The sequence below is a fragment of the Flavobacterium degerlachei genome (assembly GCF_900106645.1).
Taxonomy (GTDB): domain Bacteria; phylum Bacteroidota; class Bacteroidia; order Flavobacteriales; family Flavobacteriaceae; genus Flavobacterium; species Flavobacterium degerlachei.
In genome coordinates, this window is the sequence record NZ_FNMV01000001.1 from 363,560 (window position 1) to 388,146 (window position 24,587).

Genomic DNA, 24,587 nt, shown 5'->3' on the forward strand with positions numbered 1-24,587 from the left:
AAATTTTTAAAATGGCATTATGTCTAAAAGGATTTGGTTGTTGTTTTCGTTAACGACTATTGTAAGTAGCGAATGTTTGTGTACAGTGTCGTAGAAGCTATAATCAAGAACTACTTTGTCTGTATCGTCTGTTGACTCTTCAATCTTTAGGGTTAGTTTTCCCTTTGCTCTAGCATGAGCGTTGTTTAGCATGTCTTTAAAAAACTCATAAAAATCCATTTTGTTGGGCGCTTCAGTTTGAACATCGGCAGACATTAAGAAAGGGAAGAAGGACTCAGGGGTATTGTTAGTGCAGGATGAGATTAATTCTGCTTTTATTTTTTCATTCATTTTTTTTAAATAGAAAGTTATCTGTCAGGGGAACTCTGACCAAATACGAAAGTAGTAAAAACAAAAAAGACCTTAGACTGCTATTACGTTTTTTTGAGAAGTCACCCTAGATAACTAAGTGGTTTGGGTTCTAAGCGGCTGATATATTTCGGGAAAGCTGCTTTATTCAGGTTGAATTAGACTCAGAGTTAAATTTTTTGTTTAATTTCACATGGTAATTGTTAAACAAAATGTCATTGTGTTTCAGAATATAGCTTTTGAAGCTTGTAGAAAGACTTTTGCTTAATACAAAATATTGGTAAACATAAAAAGAGGAGCTAATAGTTAATTATTTAGATCTCTTGAATTAAAATAAAATCAGATGAAAAGTAAAATACCCGATAATGTTGTCTACTCTGTTGAGGAAGGATTTAATGCCAATATATTGCCCTACGGAACAAATGTAGGTGCTCCAGTAATTAGAGTTGATGATGTTGTTTCCTGGAAAAGCAGAGGCATTGAGAATGTAAATAAAGAGCTTGGAAATAAATTCAACGAATTGAAAATTCAATATCAAAAGTTGATGGAAGAATACGAATGGAATGAGTTGGTTTATAGTGCTAAATTTTCATTTGAGCCTGTTATTGGGGAAATCTATCATTTATATAGAGATGCTAATGCAGTAAACTTTCTCTCTTTGATAGGACCACAAGAATGGAATAGAGAACACATTGGTACCTTTAAACTCAATAGTGATAAAAAGTGGATACTACTAAAAGCAGAAAACGCTGCTATATTCTAAAGTTAGTTTACCCTGTTCATAAGGAGTAGGTAGTATTATGAATTCGTGCTCCATTATAAGAAACGTACTCTAATGTATTTTCTACGATGGTATCGCAGGTCAAAATATAAACCGTAAACCGTCAATGAATTGCACATATATCGAAATTTATTCCACATAATAATGTTTTAATCTAAAGATACGTAATTTTAAAGGAAGCGACGCGCCATTCTGATATTAAAGCTAGTTTGAGCTTTTTAAGATTGTTAGATATTCCTGAAATAATAGAGGAATGTATATTAAGTTTATTTCTTTTAGGATAAAAATTCACCTATATGGCGAACTCTAACCCAATACGAAAGTTGTAAAAACAAAAAAGACTTTACAGTAATGTAAAGTCTTTTAGAATTTTAAAATTTCAGGCCAAATTTGGACACTTTTTTTATTGAATCTAAAGCTTTTATGAGGTTTATCTCTTTAATGCTTTCATTTTTGGAAATAGATTTGAAAACTGACTTTAAATTTAAAAACTCATTATTTTCAAATATTTTTGTTTGTTCACTTAAGTCAAATATTTTGTCCCAATCATTTTTACTTATTAATTTTAATCGATCGTAAATTACTTTTACATCGACAATTTCAATTTCAATTTCACTGGAAAGTAATTTAACCTGATCAACGTTTATTTGATTTTCCTCGATGTACAATATAAATTTGTTTCCAATCGATATGTCTCTGGCATTTAGATTTTTTGATCGTTTTATTTTATTTGCAATTTCCCAAAGATCTGTAGACATTAATTTAAAATCATCAATGTTTAAAATATACTTAGAGAGTCCATCCCAAAATTTATTTCCATAACCTAGTATTTTGGAAATAGTGATTAAATTATTTTCAGATTTATTATCAACTTCTTCAACTTCAATATCTCGAAGAATAACCAAATCATCAGTAATAAAGCAATCACTAAAAGTTTCCATTTTTATAGAGTAAACTTCTTCTTTTAACAACTTCCAACTAGATTCTCTTTTTGCGTACTCAGAAATTAGCGAACTGTTCGAAGACTTTACCAAATGATTGTAGACAAAAACTATCAGCTGCTGTAATTCGTTTACAATGCGGCTATCTATTACTTGCTCTTCATAGATCTTCCATAAATCAAGCTTATTTGAAGTTAGGTGATGAAAAAAAGATAGTGTATAGGCAACAGTAAATGATTTTAAGTTGGTATCACCAATAGCATTAACATTTTTTCTACCAAATAACTTATCAACTGTTTTAAATAGAATGGCGTTCGAAATTAATTTCTTGTAATAATTTTCACCGGGTAACTTATTCCTCTTAACTAATTCGTTTATTTTTTTTGTATATTGAATAAAGTTTTTCTGAGCACCTTGAGAAACGTAGTGTGGTTCTAATTCCCAAATGTTTATAAATTTTGCTACTTCTGATTTGATAATTTTTTGACTCGTAGGATTCTGTTCTTTGAATTTTCTTTGTTGAACTACCGTTGTTAACTTGTTTAATGATTCTTTGTATTGGCCGTTTACACGTTCAAAGTACCACAATGTCGATATGTTTTTATTCGTACTATCAACAACATATTTTTTTCTAGATAATGATTCAATTTGAACAAAGAAGGGATTGTTAGACGATAAATCTAATTCAGAAACTTTGTTTTGGCTGTTAGCATATCGTGCAATATTTGGCACTTCAATATTCTTTTGATCAATATCTTTGATCACTGTCAATTTCATTTGAACAAATACTTTGCTTATATCAGCATCTTTGTATTTCTTTTGAGTGTGAAATAATGAGGCAGTTGTTTGTCCACCGTTAACAATTTGAAAATCATTCATTTTTGTTAAATAAAGTTGATTTTCAATTATTTCGGTTTCCACAATTTCAGCAGTTGCTGTTATACCGTTATTATAAGGCAAAAACATTTGTGGTTTATCTCTTATGGTATCTCTAATTCCTTTATTGAATTTACCTAATTGTCCTAAAAACGCACGTACATTACTTTCTAATAATTCATTGGAATGTAAATCATACAATTTTGCAAGTACACTACCGGGAATAATTGCTAAATAACATTCATACAACTCATTTAAATCAGGAACTTTAAGACATTGAATACCTTGAACGTCATCTGTTAGAAAATCTTTAAATTTAATTTCAATTGGTTCTCTATTGCTAGAATTTTGATTTAATTTATAAAACCTTTGTATATCCCATACGTGAGTATAAATTGTTAAATCGTCATATCCTTTAATGAAGGAGGAATCTAAATTATATTTTGAATTACCATTAATTAAAAAGAATATATTAATTCTAATGAAGTTTGTTTTTTGTTTTGTTATAACTTTTAAAAGTGCGTTTAATTCTGTTTGTGCTGGATCAATATAATCTATATGCCCTTTTAAAGCGGCATTCAAAAATCGTTTGATTTGGTTTATACTCTTATCAAAATCAATTTTTTGAATATTATAATCATATGTTGAATGATTAAAATGTGTTATGAATAGATCTAAAGTTTCGAAATAGACTTTGTTGTTATCATCCTTGAATTCATCCTTCAAACAATATCCATTTATTTTCCAATCTATTCTTCCTTGTGAATCTGGATGAATATAAGACAAAACACTTGCTCCTTCAGATTTTTCAGCTCCATCTAATATTTCAAGACAATGCTCTGTAAACTTATCTTCAAAACTAGCGCCTTCACCATCTGAGTATACTAATGCAGCCACATCCGATTGCATAGATTCTATATAATTTTGTAATCCTCTTTCCATTATTTTATTAATTCAATTATCGATTCAACATTTACAACAAAGGGCTCTATCGCAGAGAGTTCAATATAATAAGAAGCGTTATAAACCCCTGACACTAAGTCCGACGGTACTATTTTTGGGAAATCACTTTCAACTAAATATTTATAATTTCTTTTGAGGGCGTATTGACTATTATAATTTTCAAAATCCTCATCAAAATAACCAATCAATACTAATCTTTCATTAAAGAATTTCAACGCATTGTGATTGCTAGCTATTTTATTGCGAATATCTGTAATAATGGTGTTCAACGTAAAACCTCTATCTTTTACTTGTTCTGCAACATATAGAATAAGATACAAATGAGATAGGTTTTGTGCGTCAAGTTGTCTTTCGCTAGTGATTCTTATTTTTGGTGTTTTTGCAGATGTGAATTTTACTTCTATTCCTTTAGATCCAAATAAAAAATCTTTGTCTTCATAATCTGGACCTGTCCAACTTTCAAGTACTTTATCTATAGAGTATTTTTCATCTAAAAATGAGTTAAATAATAATAACTCACCAATTAATCCTTTTTGGTTTTCTAAAGTGAGTCCTTGAAAATTAACTTTATCAAATAATCTTTTCCATTTTAAAACAACATTTGAAGTTTCTACTAATGCTTCATTTTCCGTTGTACATTTTGATATTTCTTCGACGATATTTTCTATAAATAAGCTAAAAATATCTTTAAGCTGATTGTCTAAAAGATAAATGTGAAATTCTTTTACTTCTTTAAATTCAAATGTTTCAACAAACAATCCTTTGAACTTATAGTTCTTAAATTCAGGATATTTAGCAGTTTTTAAAGTTTCGAATATGAATAAGTGGTTTCCTGTAATGTGATTAGTCGCTGCAAAACATTTAAAAGGTTTTACATGTTCAAGTTGTGTTTTGATAATGATTTCATCAGTAGGTATATGAGTTTCCCAGATAGATTTAATACTAATCATAATTATTCGTCTTCGTTAATTAAGTCATCATCTTCTTGAGTTTCTTCATCAAATCCATTATTTATCGTGGCAGTATAAGATACTTTTTTTTCGTTTTGAATTGTCGGAAAATGAAGGCTATATCCAATGATTGGAATGTCATTTTTTACATTCGGTGTTCCGCGTTCATCTAAAGCATAAATCAATAATAACCCTTTCTTTTCTTTTGAACGTTCAAGTTTAATTTCACTATTCAATTTAATTTCAGTTTTTGTTAAATCAATTTGTCTATCAATAGTGTCGTCAATTTGGTTTTTAGAAATATGATAATATTCACTATTTCTATTTAATTGTTGATTACGAACACTACAACCTAATGTGATTTCTTGACTACCAATAGAAAGAGTATAGGTTTTCAATTTTTTATTTTTAGATCGTTCACCTTTTTTTGACTTACCTTTCTCGTCAATAAAAATATCACTATCCGTATTTGAAACTATTGCAACTGACCATTCCTTTATTTCAGACTGTTTCAAAATATATTCTCCGAGTTGAGCGTTTTTAATTTTTGGCAAATCAATTTTATAATTGTCTAAAAAAGATGCAATCTTTTCTTTGTCAAAATCCTTTATCAGAATATATCTAGGAATTAAATCTAATTCTTTATGTTTAATTATTTGAGTTTTTTTATTTCCAATATTTAATAATTCTTTAAACAGTTTGAAGTTGTTTTCAATAGCAGTCTTAGTTTTCAGTAATTGATAGGTTTGTGGATTGGTACCAGAAAACGAAATTTCAATTTTATCCGAGTGATAAAGTTTTGCCAAGCTCGTAATGGTCATTAAACCAGAATGATTTCTTACTTTTAGTTTGAAATCTTTCGGTTTTTGTAATGCTGCTGTCATTTCATCAAAATCATCACGCATTTCTTCAGTGGCCATTGTAATGTGGTTGAACCATTCAAAAATTTGTTCTGTTGTATAAAGGCGACATAAGTCAACATATCCTGGACGATAACCAAACCAACGTCCCATTTGCATCAATGAATCATACATTTTTGTAGTTCTCAAATAATAACTTATAGATAATCCTTCCAAAGTTATTCCTCTCGACAATCTACTTCCTCCAACTGCAATAACAGAAAAGCCATTGTCATATCTACTGTAATCAATTTCTTCAATTTTATGATATTCTAAATTGGTTGTCGATCGGGTTCCGTGTACAGAACGAACTTCAATTTTTGAAGCTGCTTTTTTCAATTCTTTTTTTACGTCTTCCCAAGAATGGACTTTAATTCTTATGTCTGTATAATCTAAATTTTCTAAAACATTTTCAGTTGTTGGTAAAAAATCAGATTTATACAAATGTTCAAAATCAATCAATAATAATTCATCATTACCATCGATTGCATTTTTATATTCCCGCATTTTATCATTAACTAAGTAGGCAACTCTATCTATCCATTTTACCAATAAAGCAACGTGAATTAACATAGAATTGTGTTTCTTTTCTTGACCACGAACTCTTCTGATTGCACAAGTTAAAATGAATGATTTTATGGCTTTTTCTAAACTTTTAGGTAAATATTCAGGTAAGTCTGCTTTATTGTGTTTATTAATTGTTCTGAAAAATGGAGGGTCGAAGTCATCAATTGCTCGGAAAATATCTAATGGTTCATTGTCTGTTCCATTTGGATTTTCAAAGCCAAATATTTTTGCCGCACCAATGTAATTAGTAGGAGCTTTTATGTTGATTATGAAATCTCTCGGGAATAAATCTTCGCCAATTTTATATATTTTGTTTTTTACAGTAGTTGTTAATTCTTCATTGTGATCTTGTGAAATAAATAGGTTTGCGTATGGAGTTGCAGTGTAACCAATAAATGTGTTTTGATTAAAAATAGTAAGTAAAGTTCTAATTAACTTGTTGATTGTTTTAATATCGTCAATATCTTTTGCGGTATTTACGGAAGCTGCATCTGCTTCATCATCAATAATTAAAACAGGAACATCGAACAATTTTGGCGTTCCGTCTATAATTTTGATGTTTTCATTTTTTGAAAACCAGTCTATTAAATTTTCAAGAATACTTTTGTTTTTTTTGATAACAAAAACAACAGGGTTTTTTCCAATTGGGATATTTAATCGATTTGCAACAGATTGACTAAAATCGCCTTCGTCACCACTTTTGTAATAGGAAGAAGTAAGGGAATAAATATCCGTTTCTACTTTCAATTTCCCTACACCAATAAGTCTATTTTCATTTTCTCGAATAAAGGCAGAACTACTTCTTCCAATAAATCCAGCATCAATTCGCTCTTGAGTCTGTCTTCTTAAAGAACTAATAGTTCCAGCGATAACAATTATTACTTTATAACCTGAATCAGTTGCTTTGTTAATCAATCCCACATAATTAGATGTTTTCCCAGATTGAACATGTCCTACAACCATTCCACGTCGGTCCCAAGAATTGTTATCTTTAGGATTTACACATTTATCTAAAATTTTATCTGTAAAGTCATCTAATTCATTGACAGGAAATGAAGGGTCATTTTGAGACATAAATAATTTATACCTATTCCATAATTCAAAATTGATATTGCTTTTTTCTTCACTCAACCATGGGTCGATATCATCAGACATTACAGTTATCTTCCCTTTTCCGATTTCGCATTCGGATCTAATCACTTCAAATAAATTCGCAAAATCAGCATCTTTAAATTCAGGTGCTGATTCAATTTTTTCTTTTATTATTTTAAGTATAATATCATCGGTTATTTGTTCCTTAGGGATCATATTCAGGAATGCGTAACATACTAATTTGGCAGTTTGATTTATATCGTTCATTTTAAATAATCGTTGATTAATGGAAAAAAATTAAATGGTGTTGCATTCATTATTTGTTGACGTGATAATGATTCCGGTATTCCTTGAGATATATAAATTTGAAATAATTCAACAGCTAGTTTTATTAAATCGTCACTTGGCGTTTCTGTTATTTTTTCCAATTCGTGAAATGAGGGATCTTCATTTTGATTATAAAGAATTAGTTCTACGGGAATATTTTCTTCTAACAGTTTCAATGCTTTTGAGAATAATTTATTTGAACTATCCGATTCAATTACCTGTCTTATAATTGGATGCTTTTTATTTATTTTATATTTTTTAACTCCCTCTCTATTGGTTTCATCTTTCCATAAACTTTCAAAAGATGCATTTCCATTTTCTTTTGAAATTGTCTTCTGACCCCTCCAATTATATATTTTTGCGGACTTCATTATTGCAATTTTAGCAATACGGGATAATTCTTTTCTAATCTCAATAGGTGGCATTGCTGTAGATTTTTTTATATCTAAATTCCAGTCAAAATCATTTGCATTAGGGAAGTTTATTGCTATTCTTGCTAATTTTGAATACTCTCTTTTCTTTTCAATTCCAAGCCAATCACCCGCAACGAGTAATCGATCTCCTCTATAGACATAAAATCCTTGTTGTTGATACCACCCTAATGGACCGCCTGATTTTTCATAATCTTCGGTGCTTATTTTTGACATGTGGGGTAATATAAAATAGGTTACTTCTACATTATTGAGTAGTAACTCTATTTGTCCCATTTCTGGTTTGGGGTCTAAATTTAAAAGGAAGGGGTTCCAAGCATCAATTTCATAGGTATTAGAAATGAGCTTGATTTTTTTGCTTTCGATGAATTTATGGAAGACAATGCCAAGATGTTCTTTAACTGTCACCATTTCTTGGTAAAAGGCGTTTTTTACTGATTCATTCTCCTCACTAGCATTGCCAACGATTCTATCTAAACATTCCCAGATTATTAGTGTCCCACTTACTAAGTCATCTAGTTTTTTTAAATACGATTCGTCTGAAACATAATCCAATAAAGTCCATTCTTCTTCTTGATTGATAAAGTCAATATCCCAGCATCTCTTGATAGTATTGAAACCTTCTTTTTTTGTAATAACAGTTAGTCTTTTGCACTGTGAAAAAGAGGCGGTTTTTAAGCCCATTCCAAATCTACCCAAGTCTTTTTCGTCCCTAAAATCTTCTGGGTCTTTACTGCCTGGAGTCATTGCAATAATCAATTCTTCTAAATTCATTCCTTTTCCATTGTCTAAAATGGAGATCAAGGAGTCTTTACCTTTCCATAAATAATCAATTGTAATTATTTTAGATTCTGCAGATATGCTGTTGTCAACAATGTCCGCAATAGCAGTAGATAAATTATATCCAAAACTACGATAGGAATTTATGGTAGATTTTGGATTTGGTTTTGCATTCTCAGCTTTGTATTGGTGCATAGTATTTCAGAATGAATGCATTACGAAATACATTCGATTAATAGATTATTTTCATTTTTGTGTGGTATTTAAAAATGTTCTTAGTACTATTTTTTTATAGAGTTTATATTAACTCTTTAATTTTTTTTGCAATTCCTTCGGCCATAAGCACTGGTACTGCATTTCCAATTTGTTTGAAAGCCGTAGTTCTACTTTTTTCAAAAAAATAATCATCTGGAAAAGATTGAATTCTAGCAGCTTCTCTAACTGTAATTGATCTGTTTTGAGATATATCTGGATGAATATAATAATGTCCGTCAGCACATATGTGTGCAACTACTGTATGAGATATACCCGCATGGTTTACAACCTGAAATCTATTTGTAAAAGACTTGGTGTTTTTATGTTTTATTAATCTTTCAGGTAATTCAGAATAATTTAATCTTTTGTTTTCATTAACCCATTTATTAACAGCTATCTTATAGATTTCTAGATCATTTTCGTTGTTTGGTCTGGCAATATGCTGTGTCGTGAAGTCAATACCGTTACGAATATTAGTACTTTCTAGATATTTATTTGATTTCTTTACGTATTTTGAAATACCCCATTCACCTTGACCATTTTGAATTTTAGGTAGGTCTGCAAATAAGTCTTTAAGAATTTGAAATTCGTTTAATTTTTCTTCAAATTCAGGGTATTTCAATTTTAAGCTCTTCTTCCAGCCGATAATTATTACTCTTTTTCGGTCTTGTAAAACACCAAAATTCTTTGAGTTTAATACTTTTTTATCTAATTGATAACCAGCTTCTTGCACGGCATCAAAAATCAAATCTAGATACATGCCGTTATTTGCAGAAAGTATTCCAGGAACGTTTTCAAATACAAACATTTTAGGTTTATACCTTTTCAAAAACTCAACATAGTATTTGTATAAATGATTCCTTGGATCTTCCGACATTCCCTTAGGGTCTCTTGCTCTGCCCGCTACAGAATAAGCTTGACAAGGTGGTCCTCCAATAACCAAATCAACTTTGTCATCACCTAATTCCATATCGATTTTATCGAAAATAAATGGTAAAGTGTCAGATGAAATTTCAGTGTTTATAACTGAATTAATTAAATTATTAGGTATTCTTGACCAGAACTCATCCCTTGAAATATTACCCTTTAAGTAATCATGATATTCTGATATTCTATTATTTTCTTGTAGGTAATGAAATGCAGTTCTAGTTTTCAATGTGTCACAAGCATCTTTATTCATCTCAACGTGTGCAATAGGGGAAAATCCTGCTCTAACAAAACCTTCTGATAGTCCACCTGCACCAGCAAAAAGGTCTATATATTTTAACTTATTCTTCATAATTAAATAATTCTTGAACTTTAACTTCAAGACCTTTTGAAAGTTTTTCTATTATTGTAATTGACACGTTTCTTTTACCTTTCTCTATATCAGAGATATAATTCCTGTCTACATTTGAAATATTAGCTAAGTGTTCAATTGAGATTCCTTTTTGCTCTCTCAATGATTTTATTTTTTGGCCAAATTTTTCTTTAATATTCATAGTTTATAAAATTAGATTGGCAGTTTAAAAGAACCCGCCTACTATTGTATGCGTCTGTAGTGTTTTTGTGAACAACTTGTTATAATATTGAAAATGAGAAAAAAAAAACATTGAGTCTTTCAATGTGTATTTTTTGATTATCAAAAAATATCTCATCAAATTAACTATCTCCTAGCCCTGACTGCAATGGAATTCCTAATGCAAGAGGCTGCTGTTTTTCTAGGGATAAAAGAGCGACTGCAAGAAGCTACTTTTATGCCGTAGAAAAGCAAAGCCTATAAATAAGAATGAAATGTAAGCCAGGAATAGCTCCTAAAATAAGGCGTAATTTAAAAAAAGGAGGGGTAAATGGAATTATTGTCGTGAATTGCTTTTTAGGCAGTTTTAAGCGCTTGTAAATGTGTTTAGCTGTAATTGTGGGAATTGTAGATTTTGACTTCTTGTACCGTGTCCAGATGTAGTTGTAAAATAAAAGGTTTCTAAAACGCGAGCTTCTGTCAAATACGAAAGTAGTAAAAACAAAAAAGAGCTTACATTATTGTAAAGTCTTTTTAAAATGGTGTTGTAGAAAACTAACGCGACTTTGACTTGAAGTAAGACATACCACTATGGGTATTTTAGTTGTTTCTTATTTGTTGAATTTTTGTGCTGTCTATTAATTTGCCAATTTGACCTGGGTCGTAATCACAAGGAACCTCACGTTCTTGTGCAGGATAATAACCACCACCAATATGGTATGCTGGTGTTGTAATTGTTTTTAAACATTCGTTAGAGGAGCATCTTGATAATAGTAAAATTAGTATAATGCCGAATATAAATTGTTTGCCCAAAGTTGTTGTATTAAAAATTTATAATAAAAGATGTTTATTTTAAATCGAAATTATTAAATAATCCTCACTTAAGTTATTTTATTCAATCTTTTTTTTAACAAAGAATTCTCCGTGATTTTAGGATATCGTATTAGGTTTTCGATATAAATTTTACTTTTCATTTTCTTGATATGCTTCTCGATTGCTAAAGCTTGTGTTTTGGTGTCACATTCAATTTAAAATAGATTTCTCAATCTGTAGCTTTACTCGTAAATTTTCTAGTTTCGTTTGAATTTAAATGAAATTCCAATCGTAGATCCAAATCAGAAGTATAGCCAATGTAAAATCGATTTAATGTGGCGGAGTGAAGAATGTAAACTAAATCCATTTTTGTAGCTTTTATAAAATGAAAGGTTTCTAAAACGCGAGCTTTGTCAAATACGAAAGTAGTAAAAACAAAAAAGACCTTACATTGCTGTAAAGTCTTTTTAAAAAGTTGCTCCTGATAATAATTGGGATGGGCTCCAACCAACCCCGAAAGCTTTCGGGGCTATGATTAACAGTCTTTGTGTTTTTCAAGTAATTTGATGGTGATTTCAAGAAATCGTATTAAGTTTTCAATATAAATTTTACTTTTTCCACTAAACCGAGAGCTACATAAGAACTTCGTTGAGTTTATTGCAAAAAAAAAGCCCGACATTGCTGTCAGGCTTTTTAAAAAGTTGCTCCCGATAATTATTGGGATGGGCTCCAACCAACCCCGAAAGCTTTCGGGGCTATGATTAACAGTCCTTATATTTTTCAATTAATTTGATTGAAATTTCAGGATATCGTATTAGGTTTTCAATATAGATTTTACTTTTCATTTCCTTGATATGCTTCTCGATTGCTAAAGCTTGTGTTTTGGTGTCACATTCAATTTTAAAGTAGATTTCCCAATCTTTAGCTTTACTCGTAAATTTTCTAGTTTCGTTTGAATTTAAATGAAATTCCAATCGTAGATCCAAATCAGAAGTATAGCCAATGTAAAATCGATTTAATGTGGCGGAGTGAAGAATGTAAACTAAATCCATTTTTGTAGCTTTTATAAAATGAAAGGTTTCTAAAACGCGAGCTTTCATCAAATACGAAAGTAGTAAAAACAAAAAAGACCTTACATTGCTGTAAAGTCTTTTTAAAAAGTTGCTCCTGATAATAATTGGGATGGGCTCCAACCAACCCCGAAAGCTTTCGGGGTTATGATTAACAGTCCTTATATTTTTCAATTAATTTGATTGAAATTTCAGGATATCGTATTAGGTTTTCAATATAGATTTTACTTTTTCCACTAAACCGCGAGCTACATAAGAACTTCGTTGAGTTTATTGCAAAAAAAAAGCCCGACATTGCTGTCAGGCTTTTAAAAAGCTCCCTCTCTTGGGCTCGAACCAAGGACCCTCTGATTAACAGTCAGATGCTCTAACCAACTGAGCTAAGAAGGAAACTGTATATTTTATATTCTGGTAATGAATGAACGTTTTTTTGTTGCTTTATGATGATGTGCGTTTCAGCGGTAAAGCGGTGCAAAGATAGGGGTAAATTTGATATCTGCAAGCAAAAATTAAATTTTTTTTACTTTTTTTTTACTTGCCTACAATTGCTTTATAAATGTCGTTTCCGTTAGCAAATAGTAGTAGTGTTATAAGTAATACGAAACCAACCATTTGTGCGTTCTCTAGGAATTTATCACTTGGTTTTTTACCTGAAATTATTTCGTATAATAAAAACATTACATGACCACCATCAAGTGCCGGAATAGGCAATAAGTTCATAACACCAAGCATAATTGATAATAATGCCGTGATGGTCCAAAAAGTTTCCCAGCTCCATGTACTTGGAAAAATATCAAATATGGCTTTAAATCCACCTACTTGTTTGTATGCACCTGTACTTGGACTAAAAATCATCTTTAGTTGTTTTCCGTAACCTACTAATTGGTCTTTTCCTTTTGTGATTCCAACAGGAATTGATTCCATGAAAGTGAATTCTTGTGTGCTCACCTTGTAGTATCCTAGTTTTTCTAGGTTGGCTATACTTAAACCTCCTACACCTACGCCTAGTTTTCCTTCTTTGTCAACCGTTACTGGAACTTGTGTTTCTTTTTGATCTCTTAAAACCGTCGTTGAAATCGTTTTTCCTTTGTTGTTGTCTAAAATAGTTTTTGCCTCATCAAAGTATTTAATTTTTTGACCATTAAGAGCAAGAACTAAATCTTTTGGCTGTAAAGCAGTATTTAATGATCCTTCTGCAACACCGCTAATTACAAATGGCATTCTGATGCCTACAAGAGTACTTTTTTCAAACTTCGACAATTGATCGATAAAATCAATAGGCATTTGTATTTCTTGTTCGCTTCCGTTTCTTTCGATCAACACTTTTTTAGACATGATGATTTTCATGTTGATGTCATTGTCAAACCTTGCTATTTTTTGACCATCTGCTGAGATGATTTTATCTCCAGTTTTAAAACCTGCATTTCGCATGGCTTGATTCTCGATCAATACACCGTCTTGAAAGTCAGAGTTAGCAATATAAGTATCACCGTAGGCAAATGCCATCCCGATGTAAATGATGAATGCCAAGATGAAATTTACCGTAACACCACCAAGCATGATGATCAAACGTTGATAGGCTGGTTTAGATCTGAATTCCCATGGTTGAGGTGGCAAAGCCATTTGTTCCTTGTCCATACTCTCATCGATCATTCCAGAAATTTTTACATATCCACCCAAAGGCAACCATCCGATACCGTATTCAGTTTCGCCGATTTTCTTTTTGATAAGGGAATATTTGACGTCAAAAAACAAATAGAATTTTTCTACTCTGGTTTTAAACAATTTAGCAGGAATAAAATGTCCTAATTCGTGCAGTATAATAAGTAATGATAAGCTCAATAGGAATTGAGAAAGCTTGATAAATATGTCCATTTTTTAATTTTAATTCTTTAAGTGATGCGCAAAAGTAAGGTTTTCTAAGTTATCTTGAAAGGTTTAGAATTCACCAATATAATAAATGGTTTGTCAACAATTGTGCCATTAGATTTTTTAGTTAGGCGCAGCTCTCGTAACTTTACGTGTTATATGTGAATTTTATTTATGGTTCACTAAAACATTTCAAAATCAAATATATGTCAACTATACTATTCAGTCCGCTTCAAATAAAAAGTATTACGCTAAAAAACAGAATCGCCATTTCTCCAATGTGTCAATATTCAGCCACAGATGGCTTTGCCAATGATTGGCATCTTGTACACTTGGGCAGTCGTGCCAGTGGTGGTGCGGGACTGATCATTCAGGAAGCGACTTCGGTTTCTCCGGAAGGCCGAATCTCTCCAGGAGATTTGGGACTTTGGAAAGACGAACAAATGGATAAGATGAAAGTTATAAATCAATTCATCATCGGTCAAAACGCAGTTCCCGGAATACAGTTAGCACATGCCGGCCGAAAAGCCAGTGCAGCATCACCATGGCAAGGCAGTAAGAAAATCTTTCCTGCTGATGGTGGATGGGAAACTGTAGCGCCAAGTGCAATAGGGTATCATGATGATGAGACGCCAATAGCCTTAGATAAAACAGGAATTCAAAAAGTGATTTCCGACTTTAAATCAGCTACCAAAAGATCCGTTGTAGCAGGTTTTCAAGTAATGGAAATTCATGCAGCACATGGTTATTTATTACATCAGTTTTTATCGCCATTATCTAACTTAAGAACGGACGAATATGGAGGAAGTTTTGAGAATAGAGCTCGCTTAACGATGCAAGTACTGGAAGCAGTTCAGTCAGAATGGCCAAAAGAGCTTCCGTTATTTGTGAGAATTTCTGCCAGCGATTGGGCTGAGGGCGGATGGAATATTGAAGAGTCGATACAACTTTCGAAAATACTAAAAGAAAAAGGCGTTGATTTAATCGATGTCTCTTCAGGGGGATTAGTTTCTCACCAACAGATTCCGTTGGGGCCTAACTACCAAGTGCCTTTTGCCGAAAGCATAAAAAAAGAAACCGGAATTATGACTGGCGCCGTAGGTTTAATCACCGAAGCCAAGCAAGCAGAAGAAATTTTGACTTCTGGAAAAGCTGATTTGGTGTTGTTTGCTAGGGAGTCATTGAGAGATCCTAATTTAGGATTGACATTTGCGCATGATTTACAGGCAGAAATTGCATGGCCAAAACAATACGAACGAGCGAAAATCAGATAATTTTTTTTGAAACATATATGTCATATAAGTTTTTTTAACTGCTGGTTTTTTGCAACATATAAGTCATATAAGTTTTTTTCTCGATGCTGATAAAGTTTAGAATTGAAAGCTCATATAACATGGAGTGTTTAGTTTGCGGATAATTTTTTTAAAGATATAAGTCATGTAAGTTTTATATAGTGTAAAATAGTAACGAGTCAGCTTTTTCTATTTCTTATATGTTTAATTTTAAAGACAAAGAATTAAAAATAAAAAACCCGCGATAATCTATTATAATCCGTTTCATCCGCTTTCCATAAGACAATACAGAGTAAGCGCATTCTAATTCTTATATGACTTATATGTTTAATTTTGAGAATCCGTAAAGATCAGTTTCATCCGCGTTCTATAAGACAATACAGTGTAAGCTCATTCTATTTCTTATATGACTTATATGTTTAAAATTTAGAGACAAAGAATTAAAAATCCGCGATAATCTATTAAAATCCGATTCATCCGCGTTCCATAAAACAATACAGAGTAAGCGCAAACTATTTCTTATATGACTTATATGTTTAATTTTAAAGACAAAGAATTTAAAAAAAATCCGCGATAATCTGTTAAAATCCGATTCATCCGCGTCCCATAAGACAATACAGAGTAAACGCAAACTATTTCTTATATGACTTATATGTTATAAATTAAAGAATAAAAACGCGATTAATCCGCGTTCCATAAAAACACAACAACCTATGAAAAAAATAAAAACAGCTTTGCTTTCCTACGGTATGTCAGGAAAAGTGTTTCATGCACCATTTCTGGAATTTCACCCTGGATTTGAATTGCTTGGATCTTGGGAAAGAAGCAAGCAATTGATACAAGAAGATTATCCTAATACGAAAAGTTATCCCACTCTAGAATCAGTTCTCGAAGAGGATGTTGATTTGGTAGTAGTTAATACGCCAGTGGGAACTCATTTTGAATATGCCAAACAAGTATTGCTAGCGGGAAAACATGCCATAGTAGAAAAAGCATTTACTACCACTGTGGCCGAAGCGCAGGAACTAGCTGCTTTGGCCAAAGAAAAAGGCGTGAAACTGTCGGTTTTCCAAAACAGAAGATGGGATAGTGACCTCAAAACGGTACGACAAGTCCTTTCGGATGGTGTTTTGGGTGATATTGTGGAAGCCGAATTTCATTTTGACCGCTACAATCCTAACTTGAGTCCAAAGCAACATAAGGAAACTGCTAATGACGGAGCAGGGATTCTGAAAGATTTAGGTCCGCATTTAATAGATCAAGCGCTATATTTATTCGGATTCCCGAAGTCTGTTATGAGTGATATCAGAATTACTCGAGAACATTCCTTGGTAGACGATTGGATCGATATCGTTTTGTATTATGATACTTTTAGAGTGAGACTGAAAGCTGGTTTTTTTGTCAGAGAAGCCATTCCGGCCTATCAGCTTCATGGAAAAAAAGGTTCGTTCTTGAAACCACGCGGAGACGTACAGGAAGACGATTTGAAATTAGCTAAAAAACCAAACTTAGACACATGGGGAAAAGAACCCATAGAACTAGAGGGAGTGTTGCATACTAATATAGACGGAGTAACCATGCATGGAAAAATCCCAACATTGCAAGGGAACTATTATGCGTTTTTTGATGGCGTTTACAATTCAATTGCTAATGATACTGTTGAACCAGTAACTGCCCAAGATGGTGTTAGGGTAATGCAAATTATTGAAGCTGCAATTCAAAGTAGCGCTCAGAAAAAAGTAATCGATTTGTAGTTTTTAAACAATAAGCATAGAAATTTTACCGCAGATTCGCAGATTTTATTAATTTATAAAATCTGCGAATCTGCGGTCTTTTTTTATAAATCTGATTTCAAAAGGCTCTATTTATAAACAATAACGTTGTAATTATTGCGACAAATTTTATTTAATGACTACGGCTGATTGCTTTTTGTATTTTTGCCGCTCAAATTATTAAAGTCCGTTATTTTGATAGATATAAAATTTATTGCCAAGTTTAAAGCAAAAGGAAAGTATAAGAAAACCTACGAAAACGCTAAGATTTCCTATCTCAACAGAATCCGTTGGGCGGTTTCCTCTTTTTATTTTGGTATGGGATTGTGTTTCGCTACATGGGCAAGCCGAATTCCAGATATTAAAACAACTCTAGATTTAGGATCGGCAGAGCTAGGAAGTATTTTGTTTGCAGTTCCTGTAGGGCAATTGTTAATTATGCCTTTTTCAGGGAAATTGGTAACCCGTTACGGGAGCCACCGCATCCTGATATTCGCCTCTTTATTATATGTTTTAAGTCTCGTTAATCTTGGACTGGCAACTACGGCCTGGCAATTGTCCTTCGCATTATTTTTGTTTGGACTATTTGGAAACCTAAACAATATTGCAGTAAACACACAAGGTGTTTATACCGAAGTACTTTTCAAGAAAACGATCATGTCTTCTTTTCATGGTATGTGGAGTTTTGCAGGATTTACCGGAGCTTTGGTAGGACTCGGAATGTTGGCTTTGCAACTTTCGCCATTCCATCATTTTCTGATCGTTGGAGCCATTGTGGTTTTGATGATGGCATTCAATTATAAATTCCTGATCAAGGCCAAAGAAATACCTAAAGCCGAAAAGAAAAAATTATTCTCAAAACCAGACAGTGCCTTAATATATCTAGGTTTGATCGGTTTTTGCTGCATGGCCAGCGAAGGAGTAATGTTTGACTGGAGCGGTGTTTATTTTAAGGATGTCATCCAAGCGCCGGGACCTTTAGTGATTTTGGGATATACTTCCTTTATGATTATGATGGCTGGAGGCCGCTTTTTTGGCGACGGTCTGATACTTAAATTTGGTAGGAAAACAGTCATGCAAATCAGCGGTGTTTTAATTTCGGCAGGACTTTTCACATCGGTATTTTTCCCATACATTATCCCATCTACGATCGCCTTTATGTTCGTCGGTTTAGGAGTTTCTACAATTGTACCTACACTTTATAGTATTGCGGGAAAAAATCCAAATGTTCCACCAGGCGAGGCTTTAACGATTGTTTCAAGCGTGAGTTTCCTTGGTTTTTTAATGGGTCCGCCCGTAATTGGTTACATCGCTGAATTGTCAAGTTTGCGGTTTTCTTTCGCTTTTATAGGGCTTTTCGGGGTTTTGATTGCCATTATGGTTTCTAGAATCAAAGCGATTCAGTAATTTTTTTAGGAGCACAAATATTCATTTTCATACTACATTTAGTCCCGCTGTACGCAGTATCTTTATTGCCGCCCCAAAATTTTGGGTCTGGCAATAAAGGATACTTGCTTCCATCGCGGCTATGCATCACTTTTTGTGGGTTTCATTTCTTTCGATATTAAGGCGTCCTTAGCTTCCGCAGTCGAGCGTCAAATGTTTGAAGAAGTCGTAAAAACAAAAACTGTTTGAGCGGAGCGAGTTTTTTTTGTTTTAGACTTCGAAAACTAATTTGACCGACGAGGGAGCTGTGACTTGATTTTTTTGTTTCTTTTTTGATCAAGCAAAAAAGAAAATTAGTAAAACACAATTTTTACTTTCAACCAAACGGTTTTCCATACATTTTTGCTTAGATTTTACTGCATATCAAACACTATCATTGACGTTTTTGAATAATTGTACCACTGTTTAGTTTTGTGTAGATTCCTGCAACATTTCATTCGATACAAAAAAACCAACCTCAATATATCATCCCAAGAACGATAAATCCCAAAATAAAAAACAAATTTTATTTTCACTGAAAATCAACAACTTATAGATATTTTAATTACATTTAATTAATAATTTCAGATAATAAAATTGACTGGCCTTCTCAATACCACTGTTTTATAGCATTCTTTTAAATTTTCCAAAAACATTTTTTATTGATTTCCATTATTTCTCCCTTGGAGATGTTTTTATATGGTCCAAAATCGAAAGTTTTCAAATTTATTTAGAATTAAAATTCCCAAGTCTCATAAAGGGAATTAGTTAGCCTATAAAACAGAAATACATCTATGAAAAACGTTTTCCTGACTCTTTTGCTACTATTCCAGTTGGGATTAGCTTTTGCGCAAAATGAAACTGGGATTAAGGGAATGGTTTTGGAATCCAAAACCCAGAAGCCACTTGCCTTTGTTGTCGTTTCAATCCAGAATACCACCTTAATGCAATTGACCACAACAGACGGGGAATTTGCTTTTGAGAACTTAACCGAAGGTGATTATTTAATCCTTTTACACAGTCAAGGATTCAAGGACGCCTTGATTCCTGTTTCAATAATTTCAGGTCAAATTCTTGACCTAGGAACTATTATGCTCGAAGAGGACCAAATTTCAGAAGTACAAACAAGCATAATCCGTCTGTTTGATAATGACTTAAGCGAGGACAATAGCGGTTCAGAAAGTACTTCGGGACTTTTACAATCCTCTAAAGATGCTTTTCAGCAAGCCGCCGCTTTCAATTGGGGGCAGGCACGGTTCAGGATTCGGGGACTCGATAGTGAGAACGCCACCACAATGATAAATGGAATTGCCATGAATAAATTATATGATGGCAGACCGCAATGGAGCAATTGGGGCGGTCTCAATGACGCCACCCGAAATCAGGAATTTTCTATAGGAACAGCTCCTTCTGATTATACTTTTGGGGGAATTCTTGGAACCCAAGAAATCAATACCCGCGCTTCAACTTATCGAACCGGTTCAAGAATCACGGTTTCGGGAACGAATACTAATTACAGTTGGCGTACGATGGGAACTTATGCTTCAGGAATGGGAAATAGCGGTTGGGCTTTTGTCGTTTCGGCAGGAAAAAGATTGGCACAAGAAGGTCATTTTGAAGGTACAACTTATGATGCAAGCTCTCTTTTTATGAGTGTCGAAAAGAAATTAACCGACAGTCATTCGCTCAATTTTACTGGATTTTATACGCCTAATACCAGAGGAAAAAATTCTCCAAATACAGATGAGGTAACGCAACTCACTTCTGTAAATTATAATTCTTATTGGGGGTATCAAGACGGAAAGAAAAGAAATGCCAGAAATAAAACCATCGAAGAACCGATCTTGATGCTCAATCATTTTTTCAAAATAAACGATCATACTAATCTGAATTCGGGTTTGATGTATCAATTTGGTAAAATTGGAAATAGTAACATCGATTATCAAAGTGCAAATAGTCCTGATCCAACCTATTTCAGAAAATTACCATCGTATTACACCTCACTTTATGCTCGGGATAACGGAGAATATTCTGGAGAATTTACGCCTGATTATGAGAATGCAGAGAAAAGCAGAATTCTATTTCTGGCAAATCAGCAGATTGATTGGAATGCTATGTATCAAGCCAATCAAAATCCAATTCTAGATGGCAACGGAAATATATCAGGATATGAAGCGGCTATAAGTCATTACGTTTTATACGAAGACCGTACCGATGATAAAACAATGGTGGCGAGTTCCATTTTCAATACGCAACTGAATGAAAATTTGATTGTGAATGCAGGAGCCTCGTTCCGGAATTTAAAATCACACAATTACCAGAAACTACTGGATTTATTGGGCGGTGCTTATTTTGAAGATATCGACGGTTTCTATAGCGGAAATCAGGCGCAATCAGATTTAAATAATCCAAACAGACAAGTGGCGGGGGGAGATGCTTATGGCTACAATTATAATTATGTTGCGAATACGCTGGATGCTTTTAGCCAATTCAAATTTTCATACGACAAAGTCGATTTCTACTTGGCACAATCCTTTACTAGTACAAATTATCAAAGGGAAGGATTGTATAAAAACGGAATTTATGAAACGATTTCTTTTGGTAAAAGCGAGAAACTTCAATTTGAGAATTTTGGTTTCAAAGGAGGACTGACTTATAAATTATCAGGAAAACAATTGTTGACTTTTAACGGAGCTCATTTGACCAAAGCACCTACGATTAGGAACAGTTTTCCTAATTCACGATTAAATAATTCTATTGTAAATGGGCTACAAAGTGAGAATATAAATAGTCTTGATGCAAGCTATATATATCGTGCTCCAAAACTCAAAGCGCGACTGACAGCCTACTACACTACCATAAAAGATGCAACTAAAACTTCCTTTTTTTATGCCGAAGGGATTTTTGATAATGGCGCGGGATATACAAACACGAATGCATTTGTGAGTCAAACATTAACCCATTTAGACAAAAAGAATATGGGGGCTGAACTCAGTTTTGAATACCAATGGAGCGCCACAATTAAAAGCAGTTTTTCAGCGGCTTATGGACAACATACCTATGATAGCAATCCTGATTTAAGTATAAACAATGATGCCGTTGCTACAGTTGAAAACACCAATCCGTCCTTTGATTTTGGAACCACTTTGCTCAAAAATTACAAGCAAGCCGGAATGCCACAGCAAGCGTATGCTTTAGGAATCGAATACCGAGATCCAAAATACTGGTGGATTAGCTCTAACATAAATTATCTGGCAGATAACTATATTGATGTGTCGCCTATTTCCAGAACGAGTCACTTTTATACAAATCCCGCTAGCGGATTCCCATTTCCCGAAGCAACAGAAGAAAGAGCCGCTGAATTACTAAAACAGCAACAATTTGATGCCGTTGTACTACTGAATATTATTGGAGGTAAATCATGGCGCATTCGAGGAAAATATTTAGGCCTTTTTGTGAGCATTAATAATGTCTTGGACACTAAATATAAAACTGGTGGATATGAACAAGCGCGAAATGCGAATTTCAGACAACTCAATCAAGATGTTTCCAGCGGAACGCCGTCTTTTGGCAACAAATATTTTTATGGTTACGGCAGAACTTATTTTGTAAATCTCAGTTTCAATTTGTAAATAAATAACTATCTATTATGAAAGCTACTTCCTTTAAAATGATTCCCTTGCTGCTTTCGGCATTCTATTTTTCAAGCTGTGTCAATGATGAGGTTGAGGTTCCTAAACTGAGCTGCAATCAGCCTGATTTGTCAGTAAATAAAACGGTTGCAGATGTTCATGCTAAATCAGGAGCAATAGTTTCTCAATACAAATACGATGATATTATTGAAGCCTATGTGGTTTCAACAGATGAATACGGTAATTTCTTTAAGAGTATTTCGTTTCAAACTTTGGCAACAGCCACAACGCCAGCGATAGGGTTTAGCGTTCCAGTAGATGCAACCAATATCTATGTTGATTTTAGATTTGGAAATAAAGTGTACATAAAACTGAAAGACCAATATACTGATATTAATTACGGAAGTCTGCGAATAGGAGGGATTTATGTCAATTCCTATAATGAAGGTGCTGTGGGCAGGCTGTCGCAAAATGAGTACAAAAAAGTATTGCACGCTTCCTGCACGACTTTAACAGACGACCAACTAGTGCGAAAAATCACAATTGCCGATTTACAGAATGATTCAAACTTGAATACGCTTGTGGAGTTGTCAGAGGTACAATTTGCTGAAGCTGCTATAGGCCGTCATTATTTTGAAGAAAGTAATAATATTGGCGGAGCGACAAATTGGAACTTAATAGACAAAAAAGGAAATCAAATTATTTTTAGAACCAGTAGTTATGCTGATTTTTCAGGCAAATTAGTGCCTGACGGTAGCGGTAAAGTAAGAGGGGTTTTGACTAAATTTGGTTCTGATTATCAGTTAGTCGCACGTTCTGAAAGTGATGTTGCAATTTCAGGAGTACGGGCAGTTCCCTTCTTTTCGGAAGATTTTAGTAGAGTTGTTGATAAGTCAAATTTAAGCCTTCCGGGTTGGGCAAACATCGTTCAGAGCGGTACACTATTTTGGAAAGGAACCGTTTATTCAGGTAATGGATATGCCGAGTTTAATATTAGTGGGACAAAAGTAATTTCTAATATCGCTTGGTTGATTTCGCCCAAAATTGATATGGATACACATACTAATGAGATATTGACTTTTAGAACTGCCCAGCACCACCTAGATGTGGACTCACCACTAAATACTATTGAGGTTTATGTTTCTACTAATTTTGATGGTTTGAATGTGACTAAGGCAACTTGGATTCCAGTTCAGGTTATTTTGCCAAAGCAAGCCACACCATGGTATCAGTTTGTGGGAAGTGGAGGAGTAGATTTATCCTCTTACAAAGGAAAAATAAATATTGCTTTTAAATATATTGGCTCTGGAAAAAACCTTGCGCTGGATGGGGCTTTTCAGATAGATGATGTTCAGGTTTTTGGGGATTGATTTTAGTTATATAGTAGTAAAAAATATAATTTATGTAGGCTGTATTTTATATATTTGCGAGCTTATCAATTAAATTATTATTATGAAATCTATTTTATTAGCATTAGTTTCTATACTATTTGTTTCTTGCTTATCAGAAGGTGATGCAGCGAAAACTGTTGATTATACAGTTGAAAACGAAAAAGAAATTGTCGATTACATCGCGGCAAACAAATTAACAGCTACAAAAACTGATTCAGGTTTGTATTATGTTGTTAATGAAGCAGGAACAGGAACACAACCTACAGCTTCTTCTAATGTTACAGTAGCTTACAAAGGATATTTTACCAATGGAAATGTATTTGATAAAAGTACTGATCAAGGTATATCCTTTGGATTGAATCAAGTTATAAAAGGTTGGACAGAAGGAATTCCTTATTTTAAAGAAGGCGGTAACGGTATTCTTTTAATTCCATCTCATTTAGGTTATGGAAGCAATGGTAGCGGACCAATTCCTGGAGGTTCTGTACTAGTTTTTGATGTTAAACTGATCAAAGTAAATTAGTTTTAAACTATTATAAACAACAAAAGGCTGTCCGAGAAGACAGCCTTTTGTTGTTTATAAATCCTATATCCTTTTTCTTGGAATAGTTATTT

At 33.2% G+C, this 24,587-nt stretch carries 18 protein-coding genes and 1 tRNA gene; 7 read left to right on the top strand and 12 right to left on the bottom strand.

Annotated features, from left to right (window positions below; genetic code table 11):
* Nucleotides 1–6 precede the first annotated feature (6 nt).
* Nucleotides 7–330 carry a hypothetical protein gene (locus BLV91_RS01565; RefSeq protein WP_091428838.1) on the bottom strand — a complete coding sequence of 108 codons (324 nt, stop codon included), beginning with the start codon at nt 328–330 and terminating at the stop codon, nt 7–9.
* A gap of 361 nt (nt 331–691) precedes the next feature.
* On the opposite strand from BLV91_RS01565, the gene BLV91_RS01570 reads away from it, so the two are divergent.
* Nucleotides 692–1,111 carry a DUF2452 domain-containing protein gene (locus tag BLV91_RS01570; RefSeq protein WP_091428839.1) on the top strand — a complete coding sequence of 140 codons (420 nt, stop codon included), beginning with the start codon at nt 692–694 and terminating at the stop codon, nt 1,109–1,111.
* Between the two features lie 389 nt (nt 1,112–1,500).
* Here the strand turns inward: BLV91_RS01570 and BLV91_RS01575 are convergent, their stop codons facing one another.
* From BLV91_RS01575 to rseP, 11 genes are all read right to left on the bottom strand, one after another.
* Nucleotides 1,501–3,888, bottom strand: coding sequence for an AIPR family protein (locus tag BLV91_RS01575; RefSeq protein ID WP_091428840.1), 2,388 nt, complete (start codon nt 3,886–3,888; stop codon nt 1,501–1,503).
* Entirely contained in the window at nt 3,888–4,859 is a 972-nt protein-coding gene (locus BLV91_RS01580) for a PD-(D/E)XK motif protein (RefSeq protein WP_091428841.1), read from the bottom strand. Before BLV91_RS01580 ends, BLV91_RS01575 begins: the two co-directional genes overlap by 1 nt.
* 2 nt (nt 4,860–4,861) lie before the next feature.
* Nucleotides 4,862–7,684, bottom strand: a complete 2,823-nt coding sequence (locus BLV91_RS01585) for a Z1 domain-containing protein (RefSeq protein WP_091428843.1) — start codon at nt 7,682–7,684, stop codon at nt 4,862–4,864.
* Nucleotides 7,681–9,150 carry an ATP-binding protein gene (locus BLV91_RS01590; RefSeq protein ID WP_091428844.1) on the bottom strand — a complete coding sequence of 490 codons (1,470 nt, stop codon included), beginning with the start codon at nt 9,148–9,150 and terminating at the stop codon, nt 7,681–7,683. Before BLV91_RS01590 ends, BLV91_RS01585 begins: the two co-directional genes overlap by 4 nt.
* A 103-nt stretch (nt 9,151–9,253) precedes the next feature.
* Entirely contained in the window at nt 9,254–10,489 is a 1,236-nt protein-coding gene (locus BLV91_RS01595) for a DNA cytosine methyltransferase (protein ID WP_091428847.1), read from the bottom strand.
* Entirely contained in the window at nt 10,479–10,691 is a 213-nt protein-coding gene (locus BLV91_RS01600) for a helix-turn-helix domain-containing protein (RefSeq protein ID WP_091428848.1), read from the bottom strand. Before BLV91_RS01600 ends, BLV91_RS01595 begins: the two co-directional genes overlap by 11 nt.
* Before the next feature lie 617 nt (nt 10,692–11,308).
* The gene (locus tag BLV91_RS16815) at nt 11,309–11,521 is read right to left on the bottom strand and encodes a hypothetical protein (protein WP_139262252.1); all 213 of its coding nucleotides are present in this window, start codon (nt 11,519–11,521) and stop codon (nt 11,309–11,311) included.
* 229 nt (nt 11,522–11,750) lie between these two features.
* The gene (locus tag BLV91_RS17160) at nt 11,751–11,888 is read right to left on the bottom strand and encodes a GIY-YIG nuclease family protein (RefSeq protein ID WP_245709582.1); all 138 of its coding nucleotides are present in this window, start codon (nt 11,886–11,888) and stop codon (nt 11,751–11,753) included.
* Between the two features lie 394 nt (nt 11,889–12,282).
* The gene (locus tag BLV91_RS01610) at nt 12,283–12,573 is read right to left on the bottom strand and encodes a GIY-YIG nuclease family protein (RefSeq protein WP_091429119.1); all 291 of its coding nucleotides are present in this window, start codon (nt 12,571–12,573) and stop codon (nt 12,283–12,285) included.
* Between the two features lie 334 nt (nt 12,574–12,907).
* Nucleotides 12,908–12,981, bottom strand: a tRNA-Asn gene (locus BLV91_RS01615).
* A gap of 141 nt (nt 12,982–13,122) precedes the next feature.
* The gene (rseP, locus tag BLV91_RS01620) at nt 13,123–14,466 is read right to left on the bottom strand and encodes an RIP metalloprotease RseP (RefSeq protein ID WP_091428850.1); all 1,344 of its coding nucleotides are present in this window, start codon (nt 14,464–14,466) and stop codon (nt 13,123–13,125) included.
* A 200-nt stretch (nt 14,467–14,666) separates the two neighbouring features.
* On the opposite strand from rseP, the gene BLV91_RS01625 reads away from it, so the two are divergent.
* From BLV91_RS01625 to BLV91_RS01650, 6 genes are all read left to right on the top strand, one after another.
* On the top strand, nt 14,667–15,734 hold the full coding sequence (locus BLV91_RS01625; protein WP_091428851.1) for an NADH:flavin oxidoreductase/NADH oxidase: 1,068 nt from the start codon (nt 14,667–14,669) through the stop codon (nt 15,732–15,734).
* Nucleotides 15,735–16,465: 731 nt separating this feature from the next.
* Entirely contained in the window at nt 16,466–17,506 is a 1,041-nt protein-coding gene (locus tag BLV91_RS01630; RefSeq protein ID WP_091428856.1) for a Gfo/Idh/MocA family oxidoreductase, read from the top strand.
* 213 nt (nt 17,507–17,719) lie between these two features.
* Nucleotides 17,720–18,931 carry an MFS transporter gene (locus tag BLV91_RS01635; protein ID WP_091428858.1) on the top strand — a complete coding sequence of 404 codons (1,212 nt, stop codon included), beginning with the start codon at nt 17,720–17,722 and terminating at the stop codon, nt 18,929–18,931.
* A gap of 812 nt (nt 18,932–19,743) precedes the next feature.
* A complete protein-coding gene (locus tag BLV91_RS01640) occupies nt 19,744–22,581 on the top strand; it encodes a carboxypeptidase-like regulatory domain-containing protein (protein WP_091428860.1) in 2,838 nt (945 codons plus the stop codon).
* A gap of 17 nt (nt 22,582–22,598) precedes the next feature.
* Entirely contained in the window at nt 22,599–23,951 is a 1,353-nt protein-coding gene (locus BLV91_RS01645; RefSeq protein ID WP_091428861.1) for a DUF5689 domain-containing protein, read from the top strand.
* A gap of 82 nt (nt 23,952–24,033) precedes the next feature.
* Complete coding sequence (locus BLV91_RS01650) at nt 24,034–24,495, top strand: FKBP-type peptidyl-prolyl cis-trans isomerase (protein WP_091428862.1); 462 nt, start codon at nt 24,034–24,036, stop codon at nt 24,493–24,495.
* Nucleotides 24,496–24,587: the final 92 nt, after the last annotated feature.